Annotated in this window: 9 protein-coding genes; 6 read left to right on the plus strand and 3 right to left on the minus strand. The window is 72.3% G+C overall.

The window, feature by feature from the left end:
* The first annotated feature begins 75 nt into the window (after positions 1–75).
* The 4 genes from ABT025_RS32755 (at position 76) to ABT025_RS32770 (ending at position 5,552) form a co-directional block, all read left to right on the plus strand.
* Positions 76–2,979, plus strand: coding sequence for a bifunctional acetate--CoA ligase family protein/GNAT family N-acetyltransferase (locus ABT025_RS32755; RefSeq protein WP_351002284.1), 2,904 nt, complete (start codon positions 76–78; stop codon positions 2,977–2,979).
* Positions 2,980–3,058: 79 nt separating this feature from the next.
* Positions 3,059–3,655 carry a DUF5998 family protein gene (locus ABT025_RS32760; RefSeq protein ID WP_351002285.1) on the plus strand — a complete coding sequence of 199 codons (597 nt, stop codon included), beginning with the start codon at positions 3,059–3,061 and terminating at the stop codon, positions 3,653–3,655.
* A complete protein-coding gene (locus ABT025_RS32765) occupies positions 3,655–4,842 on the plus strand; it encodes an alkaline phosphatase family protein (RefSeq protein ID WP_351002286.1) in 1,188 nt (395 codons plus the stop codon). Before ABT025_RS32760 ends, ABT025_RS32765 begins: the two co-directional genes overlap by 1 nt.
* Positions 4,843–4,901: 59 nt before the next feature.
* Positions 4,902–5,552, plus strand: coding sequence for a thymidine kinase (locus ABT025_RS32770; RefSeq protein ID WP_351002287.1), 651 nt, complete (start codon positions 4,902–4,904; stop codon positions 5,550–5,552).
* 107 nt (positions 5,553–5,659) lie between these two features.
* On the opposite strand, the gene ABT025_RS32775 is transcribed toward ABT025_RS32770, so the two are convergent.
* A complete protein-coding gene (locus tag ABT025_RS32775; protein ID WP_351002288.1) occupies positions 5,660–6,070 on the minus strand; it encodes a hypothetical protein in 411 nt (136 codons plus the stop codon).
* A gap of 364 nt (positions 6,071–6,434) precedes the next feature.
* Positions 6,435–7,211 carry a VOC family protein gene (locus ABT025_RS32780; RefSeq protein WP_351002289.1) on the minus strand — a complete coding sequence of 259 codons (777 nt, stop codon included), beginning with the start codon at positions 7,209–7,211 and terminating at the stop codon, positions 6,435–6,437.
* Positions 7,212–7,443: 232 nt separating this feature from the next.
* Between ABT025_RS32780 and ABT025_RS32785 the strand changes: the two genes are divergently transcribed.
* Entirely contained in the window at positions 7,444–8,274 is an 831-nt protein-coding gene (locus ABT025_RS32785; RefSeq protein ID WP_351002290.1) for a sulfurtransferase, read from the plus strand.
* A gap of 99 nt (positions 8,275–8,373) precedes the next feature.
* Here ABT025_RS32785 and sepH read toward each other — a convergent pair whose 3' ends face one another.
* Complete coding sequence (gene sepH, locus ABT025_RS32790; RefSeq protein WP_351002291.1) at positions 8,374–9,438, minus strand: septation protein SepH; 1,065 nt, start codon at positions 9,436–9,438, stop codon at positions 8,374–8,376.
* A 496-nt stretch (positions 9,439–9,934) separates the two neighbouring features.
* On the opposite strand from sepH, the gene ABT025_RS32795 reads away from it, so the two are divergent.
* The gene (locus ABT025_RS32795) at positions 9,935–11,044 is read left to right on the plus strand and encodes a hypothetical protein (RefSeq protein WP_351002292.1); all 1,110 of its coding nucleotides are present in this window, start codon (positions 9,935–9,937) and stop codon (positions 11,042–11,044) included.
* The last annotated feature ends 67 nt before the right edge of the window (positions 11,045–11,111 follow it).

Here is an 11,111-nt window from a genome sequence, read left to right on the forward strand (position 1 = left end):
CCGTCGCCCGGCCCCCCTCAGACTGCCCCGGCCCCGGCCCCCACGCGACCGCTGACGGAGCCGTAGGCTTTGCCCATGCAGCCCTCTCCGGAGCAGAGTCCGCATCACGCCTACCCCGATCACTGGGAGGCGGACGTGGTGCTCCGCGACGGCGGCACCGCGCGCATCAGGCCCATCACCACGGACGATGCCGACCGGCTGGTCAGCTTCTACGAGCAGGTCTCCGACGAGTCGAAGTACTACCGCTTCTTCGCTCCCTACCCCCGGCTCTCCGCCAAGGACGTCCACCGCTTCACCCATCACGACTACGTCGACCGGGTGGGGCTGGCCGTCACGGTGGGCGGCGAGTTCATCGCCACGGTCCGCTACGACCGGATCAACGAGCAGGGCAGGCCCGCCTCGGCCCCGGCCGACGAGGCCGAGGTCGCCTTCCTCGTCCAGGACGCCCATCAGGGCCGCGGAGTCGCCTCGGCGCTGCTCGAACACATCGCGGCCGTCGCCCGGGAGCGGGGCATCCGCCGCTTCGCCGCCGAGGTGCTGCCGGCCAACAACAAAATGATCAAGGTGTTCCGGGATGCCGGGTACACCCAGCAGCGCAGCTTCGAGGACGGCTCCGTCCACCTCACCCTGGACCTGGAACCGACCGCCGAGTCGCTGGCCGTCCAGCGCGCCCGGGAACACCGGGCGGAGGCCCGCTCCGTGCAGCGGCTGCTCGCCCCCGGCTCCGTCGCCGTCATCGGCGCGGGCCGCACCCCCGGCGGCGTAGGCCGTACGGTCCTGCGCAACCTTCTGAGTGCCGGCTTCACCGGCCGCACCTACGCCGTGAACAGCGCGTTCGCCGCCGATCAGGCCACGATCGACGGCGTGCCCGCCCACCGCTCCCTCGGTGAGATCGGGGAACCGGTCGACCTCGCCGTCGTCGCCGTCCCCGCCGACCGCGTGCCCGAGGCCGTCGCGGACTGCGGGGAACACGGCGTCCAGGGGCTCGTCGTCCTGTCCGCCGGATATGCGGAGTGGGGCGCCGAAGGACGCGAACGCCAGCGCGAACTGGTGCGCCAGGCCCGCTCGTACGGCATGCGGATCATCGGCCCGAACGCCTTCGGCATCATCAACAACTCCGAGTCCGTCCGGCTCAACGCCTCCCTCGCGCCCGAACGGCCTGCTTCGGGACGCATCGGCCTGTTCACCCAGTCCGGCGCGATCGGCATCGCCCTGCTCTCCGGGCTCTACCGGCGCGGGGCGGGGCTCTCCACCTTCATCTCGGCCGGCAACCGCGCCGACATCTCCGGCAACGACTTCCTCCAGTACTGGTACGAGGACCCGGACACCGACGTCGCCCTCCTCTACCTGGAGTCGCTCGGCAACCCCCGCAAGTTCACCCGCCTCGCCCGGCGGATCGCTGCCGTGAAGCCGGTGGTCGTCGTGAAGGGTGCCCGGCACAGCGGCTCCACCCCGCCCGGCCACGCGGTCCCCGTCAGCCGGATCCCGGACGCGACGGTCTCCGCGCTGATGCGGCAGGCGGGCGTCATCCGCGTCGACACGGTGACGGAGATGGTCGACGCGGGCCTGCTCCTGGCCGACCAGCCGCTCCCCGCCGGCGGACGGGTCGCGATCCTCGGCAACTCGGAGTCCCTCGGGCTGCTCACGTACGACGCCTGCCTGGCGGAGGGGCTGCGCCCGCGCCCGCCCGTCGACCTCACCACGGCCGCCACCCCGCAGGACTTCAGGGACGCGCTGGCCGAGGCGCTGGCCGACGACGGCTGTGACGCCGTGGTCGTGACGGCGATCCCGTGGGTGGGCGAGAACGGTGAGGCGGAGTCGGGCGACGGGGAGGTCCTGGCCACCGCCCTGCACGCGGCGGCCGCCGCCGGTCCGGCCAAGCCGGTGGCCGTGGTCCATGTGGAGATCGGCGGCCTGGCGGAGGCCCTGGCCGCAGCGACCAGCACGGTGGCGCAGCAGCGCCCGGGGCAGGCGTCGCCGGGGCGCCCGGCCGGGACCCCACCCGGCTCCGGGCCGGCGGGTGCTGCCGCTCCCGATGCCCCGGCCCCCGGAGCCGCCGATGCCGGTGCTGCCGCTCCCGATGCCCCGGCCCCTCGTGCCGTCGGCCGGATCCCCGCCTACCCCGCCGCCGAACGCGCGGTCCGGGCACTCGCCGAAGCCGTGCGGTACGCCCAGTGGCGTCGCCAGGCCGCGGCCCCCGGGAAGGTGCCCGAGTTCCTCGACGACACCATCGACGAGCCGGCGGCGGCCGCCCTCATCGACACCCTGCTCGGCCCGGACCCCGATCCGCGTGGCAGGCCCCTGGAACACGACGAGGCCCGCGAACTCCTCGCCTGTTACGGCATCACCGTCCGGCCCACCCTCCCGGCTCCCGGACCGGATGAGGCCGTGGCCGCGGCGGCGCGGCTCGGCTACCCCGTGGCGCTGAAGACGACCGCGCCCCATCTGCGTCACCGCGCCGACCTCGGCGGGGTCCGCCTGGACCTCGCCGGCGAGAGCGCGCTGCGCCGGGCGTACGGCGAACTGACCGACCTGCTCGGCAAGCCCGCCGAGCTCCGGCCCGTCGTGCAGTCGATGGCCCCGCGCGGCGTCGACACCGTCGTGCGGGCCGCCATCGACCCGGCGGCCGGCGCCGTCCTCTCCTTCGGCCTGGCGGGCGCACCCTCCGAACTCCTCGGCGACACCGCGCACCGCCTGGTGCCCGCCACCGACCGCGACGCCGCCGAGCTGATCCGGTCCATCCGGGCGGCCCCGGTCCTCTTCGGCTGGCGCGGCTCGGCACCCGTGGACACCGCAGCGCTGGAGGAACTGCTGCTGCGGGTCTCGCGGCTGGTCGACGACCACCCCGAGGTGGTCTCCATCGCCCTGGAACCGGTCGTGGTCGCCACCCAGGGTCTGACCGTCCTCGGAGCGAGCGTCCGGTTCTCGCCGCCCCCGGCCCGAACCGACCTGGGCCCCCGCCGCCTGTCCAACTACTGACCCGTCCCGCTTCCCGCCCCGTCCGGCTGGGATGGCAGGACGTCCCGGGCAGTCATCAGCCCCCCGTAAGATGGTGCGTATGGCTAAGACCGGTACGACGACCCAGGGGCTGCGCGCGGCGATCGAGCGCAGCGGCTACTACCCGGCCCTCGTGGCCGAGGCGGTGGAGGCCGCCGTGGGCGGTGAGCCGGTCGCTTCTTACCTGGTGCACCAGGAGACGACCTTCGACTCCAATGAGGTGCGCCGTCACGTCACGGTGCTGGTGCTCACGGACACCCGCTTCATCGTCAGCCACACCGACGAGCAGAACGCCGACACCAGTTCCCCGACGCCGTACGCCACCACCTCCACCGAGTCGGTCAAGCTGGACCGGATCTCCTCGGTCGTGGTCAGCAGGGTCGTGGCCAACCCGGAGAAGTACGTCCCGGGCACGCTGCCCCGTGAGGTCGTCCTGACCATCGGCTGGGGCGCGGTCTCCCGGATCGACCTGGAGCCCGCAGCCTGTGGCGACGCCAATTGCGAGGCCGACCACGGCTACACCGGCAGCTCCACTGCCGATGACCTGAGCCTGCGGGTCAGCGAGGCCGGCGACGGCCCCGACACCGTGCGCCAGACGCTCGCGTTCGCCCAGGCGCTCTCCGAGGCCACGGCCGTGACCCCGGCGGCCGGCCGCTGATGGTCCAGCCGGCCTGGCAGGACCCTGTGCTGCTGCCCGTCGACACCGCCCCCGTACCGGAGTACGGCAGCGGCTCGCTCGCCGATCTGCTGCCGACGCTCGTCGCGGGACAGGGCGTCCCCGGTTTCACCGCGGTGATCCCCGAGCTCACCCCCGCCGACCGCAACTGCGTCTTCCTGATCGATGGCCTCGGCTGGGAGCAGATCCAGGCGCACCCGGACGAGGCACCGTTCCTGCACTCCCTCCTGCCCACGTCGCGCGGTGGCACGGGCCGCCCGATCACCGCGGGATTCCCGGCCACCACCGCGACCTCGCTGGCGTCGGTCGGCACCGGGCTCCCGCCGGGCGAACACGGCCTGCCCGGTTACACGGTCCGCAACCCGGAGACCGGCGCGCTGATGAACCAGCTCCGCTGGAAGCCGTGGACGGCGCCGAAGGTCTGGCAGCCGTACCCCACCGTCTTCCAGCTGGCCGACGCGGCCGGAGTGCGTACCGCCCAGGTCTCCGCCCCCACCTTCGAGCAGACTCCGCTGACCAAGGTCGCGCTCAGCGGCGGCTCCTTCCTCGGCCGGCTCACCGGCGAGGAGCGGATGGACGTCGCGGCCGAACGGCTGGCCGCCGGGGACCGCTCCCTGGTCTACACGTACTACAGCGAGGTCGACGGCAAGGGCCACCGCTTCGGCGTCGACTCCGACGCCTGGCGAGGGCAGCTGATGTACGTCGACGGCCTGGCCCGGCGCCTCGCCGAGCAGCTTCCGCCGCGCTCGGCGCTGTACATCACCGCCGACCACGGAATGATCGACATCCCGTTCGACGAACAGTCCAGGATCGACTTCGACGAGGACTGGGAGCTGCGCGCCGGCGTCGCTCTGCTCGGCGGCGAGGGCCGCGCCCGCCATGTCTACGCCGTCCCGGGTGCCGAGGCCGATGTGCTGACCGTCTGGCGCGAGGTGCTCGGCGAGCAGTTCTGGGTGGCGAGCCGTGACGAGGCCGTCGAGGCAGGCTGGTTCGGCCCGCGGATCGACGAGCGGGTGCGTGGCAGAATCGGCGACGTGGTCGCGGCGGCCCACGACGACGTGGTGATCACCGCCTCGGTCAACGAGCCGCACGAGTCCGCGATGGTCGGCATGCACGGCTCGATGACCCCCGTCGAGCAGCTCGTCCCACTCCTCGAAGTACGTACCTAGATCCCACCCGTTCCGCTCAGTCCTCCTCCCCGCCTGTCCCGAAAGGTGCTCAACCCCTCATGCCCGAGCTTGTGTTCTTCTCCGGAACGATGGACTGCGGAAAGAGCACGCTGGCCCTCCAGATCGGACACAACCGTTCGGCACGAGGGCTCCAGGGCGTGATCTTCACCCGTGACGACCGGGCGGGGGAGGGGAAGCTGTCCTCCCGGCTGGGCCTGGTCACGGAGGCCGTCGAGGCGTCCGAGGGCATGGACCTGTACGCGCACCTCGTCGGTCAGCTCTCCCAGGGCGGCAGGGTGGACTACGTGATCGTCGACGAGGCGCAGTTCCTCGCCCCGGAACAGATCGACCAACTGGCCCGCGTCGTGGACGATCTGGGGCTGGACGTCTTCGCTTTCGGGATCACCACGGACTTCCGCACCAGGCTCTTCCCCGGCTCGCAGCGGCTGATCGAGCTCGCCGACCGCATAGAGGCCCTCCAGGTGGAGGCCCTGTGCTGGTGCGGCGCCCGTGCCACCCACAACGCCCGGACGGTGGGCGGCGAGATGGTGGTGGAGGGTGAGCAGGTCGTTGTCGGTGACGTGAGCAGTCCCGCTGCGGAGGTCGGCTACGAGGTGTTGTGCCGGCGCCACCACTGTCGCCGTATGACGAGCGGTTCCGTCCGCGCCGGCGCTCTCTCGCCGGACGTCCTGCCGGTGGCGTCCAGCTGAGGGTGCGCGTGGGCACGACTCCGGCAGGCCGTCGTACGCCGGGTTAGTCGCGCAGGCCGACGTGCTCGGTCATACGCCGGGTTCTGCACACAGACCGACGTGCTCGGTCACACGCCGAGTTCCTCGCAAAGGCCGACGTACTCGTCAAGATGGTCCGGGTTGCTCCGGAACCGGCCAAGACCGATCACGTCGAACTCATCCATGGAAGCGGTCGCCCTCACGCCAAGTGCGGCAAGGGCCTGGTTGATTGATGCGTCATCAGGTGTCAGGCGCTCCTCACCGTCGAACGCCGCAGCCCACTGGCCACCGATCCCGGCGAAGTAGTCCGTCGCGATGACCGCGAACCGCGGCCTGTTCGTGCCGGTCACCTCGCCAACGAGGTCACGCAGCACCGCCTCGGCCGGGAACGGGCCGGACAGGCCGTCAGGCAGATCGAGCTGTCCGCTGTTGCCGCGCTTCGCAGCCCAGTAGGCGGAGAAGTAGTGGTTGATCGGGAACACACTGATGCCGTCGTGCACGAGGGCGGCGCACAGTCCCACCGAGCGGGCTCGCTCGGTGTCAACCGGTCCGGTCACGACGAGTGCACAGACGCTGTGAGACATGCCCGCATCCTATTCGTCCGGCTTCTCGGAACCCCTGCAGTCCGTTGCGGCGATGACGGTCGAAACACCGCTGCCCGGTGACGCCGGACCGGGCGACCCGGCCTGTTGCGCGGGCTACCGGGGTACGGCTCGCGGGCCGATCCCTCCTGGGCGCCGGTCGGGGAGTACCGAGGCACCTGGCGAGGGGTGGCCGTGCCCCGCACATGTGTATCGCCGCGACGACGAGAAGGCCGTCGAGTTCCGCGAGGCGCGGGGACGGCACCGCCGCTCGCCGGCCTCCTCAGCGCTCCGCCGACCGTACGATCGTGAACGCCGCGCCCTCCGGGTCCGCCACCGTGGCCACCCTGCCGCTGGAACCCTCCCTGGGGGGCTGCAGGATGTGTCCGCCGAGTTCCACCACGCGCTGCGCCGCCTCGTCCGTGTCGGCGACCTCGAAGTACGTCATCCAGTGCGGGCCACGGTCGCGTGGCAGGGCGTGGCCGACGCCGTGCAGCGAGGCCACCGGGCGACCGTCGAGGTGGAGGGTCTGGTAGTCGAAGTCGGCCGAGACGATCGCCTCGGCCTCGTAGCCGAAGACCGCCTGGTAGAACTTGGCGACCGTCGACGTCTCCCGGGTCACCAGCTCGTTCCAGACCGGGGTGCCGGGGGCGCCGGCCAGCGTGGTGCCGACGTGCGCGGCCGCCTGCCAGATCCCGAACACGGCTCCGCCGGGGTCGGAGGCGATGGCCATCCGGCCCGCCTGCCCGGCGTCGAGCGGTCCGACACCGACCGTGCCGCCGCAGGCGCGGATCGTCTCCGCCGTGAGGTCGGCGTCGTCGGTGGCCAGATAGGTCGTCCAGGCGATCGGGAGGTGCCGGTCGGGCGGCAGCTGTCCGATGCCCGCGACCTCCTGCCCGTCGATCAGTGCCCGGACGTACGGGCCGAGCTGCTCGGGGCCGGGGCCGAACTCCCAGCCGAACAGTTCGGCGTAGAAGTTCTGGGTCGTGTGCAGGCCGTGCACGATCAGGCTTACCCAGCAAGGTGTTCCGGGTGTACGCCGAGCGGCAGCCTCGGTCATCGTCACACTCTCCTCGGACCATCGTGGTGGCCGTACGGGGGAACGGGGCCGGCGCGCCGTTGTGCGGTACGGGATGTGTACGCCCCGTGCAGATGCTTGCACCACCCGGCGCGTGATGCGCCCCGGCCGCGCCGTCTTTTCCGTGATCTCGACAGAGAAGGTCCAGTTCGTTGCGGTATGTCCCTTTCGGCGCTGTTACGCGTGAGGCTGCCGCTGCGCGAAGATGGCACACATGAAGCCCATCATCTCCGCATCCGAATGTGTGAGCGAGTCGGCGGGGCCACGTCCGCCGGTGCTCCTGGACGTACGTTGGCAGCTGGGCGGCCCTCATGGCCGCTCCGACTACGAGGCCGGGCACATTCCCGGCGCGGTCTTCGTCGATCTGGAGGCCGAGCTTGCCGGTCCGGCCGGTGACGGTGGGCGTCATCCCCTGCCCGACCTGGAGGAGTTCGGTGCGGTGATGCGCCGCGCGGGCGTCGGCCGGGACAGTTCGGTGATCGTGTACGACGGCGGCCAGAGCTGGGCGGCGGCCCGTGCCTGGTGGCTGCTGCGCTGGACGGGGCACCGGGATGTCCGGGTGCTGGACGGCGGTCTCGCTGCCTGGACCGGCGAGCTGTCGAAGGAGATTCCGGCCCCCGCCGAGGGTGACTTCGTTCCCGCGCCCGGTGCGCTGCCCCTGCTGGACGCGGACGGCACGGCCGCCCTCGCCCGCTCGGGCCTGGTGCTCGACGCGCGGGCGGCCGAGCGCTACCGGGGCGATGTGGAGCCGATCGACCGGGTGGGCGGGCACATTCCGGGCGCGGTCTCGGCGCCGACCGGGGAGAACGTCGGTGAGGACGGGCGGTTCCTGCCCGCCGAGCGGCTGGCCGGCCGGTTCTCCGGGCTGGGCGCCTCCGAGGACACCGCGGAGGTCGGCGTCTACTGCGGCTCGGGGGTCTCCGGCGCCCATCAGGTGCTGGCGCTGGAGCTCGCCGGATTCACCGGCGCCCTCTACGCGGGCTCCTGGTCGCACTGGACGCGCGACGAGTCCCGCCCGATCGCCACGGGCCCCGACCCGCAGTAGGGGAGCCTGCCGGGGCTGCGGCTCCGGCCCGGGCAGCGCACGAGGGCCCGTACGCGGCTGCGTACGGGCCCTCGTCATGCCGCGGTCACCCGGTTCGGCTCAGTCCTGCTTCTTGCGGCGCGTGCCGAAGACGATCTCGTCCCAGCTCGGCACCGCGGCCCGGCGTCCGGGCCTGACCCCGTCCGCCTCGGCCTGTCGGTCCGTCGTCCCGGTGAGCCGGTCGCGGTGACCCGCGACCGCGCGCGGCATCAGCACGTCCGCGTAGGCGGAACCGGCGCCGGCCGACGCCGCGGGGGCCGGCGGCTCCTCGGCCTCCGGCTTGTGGACGGCGGGTTCGAGCGCCGGGGGCTCGGGCGGTGCGGGCCGTTCCGGTACGACCATGTCGCCGCGGAAGCTCGGTACCGCCTCCAGCAGGCTGGTGAGCGAATCCCGCTCGCTCGCGGTGACCCCGCCGATGCGCTCCTCCGGCTCCGGGGGCGGAGGCGGCGTGGGGCGTTCCATCTGGCGGTCGAGGGCGCGGTCGAGCGGCCGGTCGCGCGGCAGCCGGGCGATGCGGGGGACGAACGGGAAGCTCGGTTCGGGTGCGGCGACGTCGTCGGTCTCGCCGATCAGTGAGCGCGCCTCGTCGTCGACGGCCTGGACCAGCCGGCGTGGCGGGTCGTAGGTCCAGCTCGCCGAGTGCGGCTCGCCGGCGACCCGGTACACCAGGAGGACCTCCCAGGTGCCGTCGTCGCGGCGCCACGAGTCCCACTGGACGGTTTCCTTGTCGGCGCCGCGCAGCAGCAGGCGCTCGTGCACCGCCTCGCCGAGCTGGGGGCCGGTGTTCTCGCCCGGGCGGCGCACAGGAGTCTTCCGGGCCCGCTCGGCCATGAAGGCGCGCTCCGCGAGCACAGGGCCCTCGAAGCGGCGGACACGGTCGACCGGAATCCCGGCGAACTGAGCGACCTCCTCCGCGGAGGCACCGGCTCGTATCCGGGCCTGGATGTCGCGGGGGCGGAGGTGGCTCTCCACCTCGATCTCGATCTGACCGAGCCGCGCGCGGTCGTTGCGCACGGCGGCTCGCAGCCGCTCGTCGATCGGGAGCGTGTACTCCGTGCTGTCTGCAGCCTTGAGCACCAGTCGTGTGCCGTCGTTGGAGACGGCCACGACACGCAGTTCGGGCATGGGGACCTCCCGGGTGGTGCCTGCCGACGTCACGTGCGTCGCTGCTTCCGCTAGTCGAGTGTGGCCTGCCCGGGTGCTGCCTGCCACAACATTGCCGTGTTTCCCGGCGTGTCGGGCGTGAGCCCTTGATCGCCGGTATGACACGGTGACCTCTTGCGCAACGCAAAGTAACCGATGGTCACCCAGCGTAGCTGGCCCCGTGCGATGCCGCGGCGCCGCCGGATCGAGTGCCTCCTTCGGCTCCCTCCCCGAGGGTTCCGGATTCCACGCGGGAGTCCGGCCCCAGGGCTCGCCACAGTACTCCATTCGGGCCATGGGGGTGGACCGCCGCGCCGCCGAAGTTCTCGTGAGGCACGGGAGTTGAGATACCCAGTTGGAGGCAGGATGCCCGTATCGCGTGTCCTGCTTCACACAATCCCCGTAAACGGAACTATCCGCTTCGCTCAAATGTCCCTTGTTGTTGCATGGTGGGAGAGATGTCAATCAAGGGCTGGAAATGGTGCAGAAGCCGGAAAGCGACACAGAACCCAGAGAAAGGCGGATAGATCTGAGCCTGCCCCAGGTGGCGGGCAGTGCTGTGGCGGCGGTCGCGGCGGCGGTGGCGGCCTCTCAACTGGGTGTGTACGGGACGATTCTCGGCGCCGGGGTGATGAGCGTCGTGGCCACCTGCGGCGGCTCGGTCTTCCAGCACTTCTTCCGCCGCACGGGCGAGCAGATCCGCGAGGTGACGGTCCAGGTGAAGCACCCGGGCCGCGAGGTGACGGTCCACACGCGTCAGACCCGTGAGGGTGGCGACCCGGATGCCGAGTGGGTGACTTCACGATCGCGGGTCGCGCTTCGCGAGACGCCCGGATCCGCCGATGCCACCGCGATGCTGCGCCCACTGGATGCCACGACCGTCCTGCGGCAGGTGGATCCTCCGGTACGGGGCGAGGTCCCCGCGCAGAAGGACGCCGACGCCACAGCCGTCCTGCGCCCGGTGGATGCCACGACCGTGCTGCGCAAGGTGACCGCCGACCCGGACCGTACGCAGCTGATCGAGTCGCCGGACGGAACCCGGCGGCTCACGGCGGCCCCCTCGCCGGACGAAGAGTTCACGCAGGCGACCACGCACGGCACCCGGATCCGCGGCTGGAAGCGCTCGGCTCTCGGGGCCGCCGTGGTGTTCGTCGTCTCGATGGCGGGGATCACCACGTTCGAGCTGGTCTCCGGGAACGACCTGAGCGGCGGCCGGGGGACCACCGTCGGCTCCGTCGTGCGCGGCGAGCGGGGCTCGGGTTCCTCGGACCCGGCACCGTCCCCCAGTACCGGCCCGGAACAGGACGCCACTGCGCCCGGCCAGGACGACAGCACGGCACCCGGCGCCGACTCGCAGGACAGCGGACGGAGCGCGAGCCCGGAACCGGACCGGGACGGCGCTTCCTCGGCCGACCCGACGCCCACGCCCACCCCGTCGGCATCCGCCGGGGACGGTACGGCTCCGGCTCCCGCGCCCAGCCCGGCGGCCACCGGTGACGGCAACAGCTCCGCACCCGACCCGACGGGTACGGCGAGCGCCCCGGCGCAGGAGGACCGCGCACCCGCCGGCACGGACACCCAGGAGTGAGCGGACGCGGCCGGTGACGCAGGGCGGACCCTCGGACTCGACGCTCACCGTCTCGCTGAACATGTAC

Origin of the sequence: Streptomyces sp. NPDC002809, from assembly GCF_040295435.1 — a bacterium.
In the GTDB taxonomy this organism is placed as follows: domain Bacteria; phylum Actinomycetota; class Actinomycetes; order Streptomycetales; family Streptomycetaceae; genus Streptomyces.

Bases quoted from the DNA above. Each gene is read 5' to 3' on its own strand.
- ABT025_RS32755 (WP_351002284.1), top strand. From the start codon at position 76: ATGCAGCCCTCTCCGGAGCAGAGTCCGCATCACGCCTACCCCGATCAC.
- ABT025_RS32760 (WP_351002285.1), top strand. From the start codon at position 3,059: ATGGCTAAGACCGGTACGACGACCCAGGGGCTGCGCGCGGCGATCGAG.
- ABT025_RS32765 (WP_351002286.1), top strand. From the start codon at position 3,655: ATGGTCCAGCCGGCCTGGCAGGACCCTGTGCTGCTGCCCGTCGACACC.
- ABT025_RS32770 (WP_351002287.1), top strand. From the start codon at position 4,902: ATGCCCGAGCTTGTGTTCTTCTCCGGAACGATGGACTGCGGAAAGAGC.
- ABT025_RS32780 (WP_351002289.1), bottom strand. From the start codon at position 7,211: ATGACCGAGGCTGCCGCTCGGCGTACACCCGGAACACCTTGCTGGGTA.
- ABT025_RS32785 (WP_351002290.1), top strand. From the start codon at position 7,444: ATGAAGCCCATCATCTCCGCATCCGAATGTGTGAGCGAGTCGGCGGGG.
- sepH (WP_351002291.1), bottom strand. From the start codon at position 9,438: ATGCCCGAACTGCGTGTCGTGGCCGTCTCCAACGACGGCACACGACTG.
- ABT025_RS32795 (WP_351002292.1), top strand. From the start codon at position 9,935: ATGGTGCAGAAGCCGGAAAGCGACACAGAACCCAGAGAAAGGCGGATA.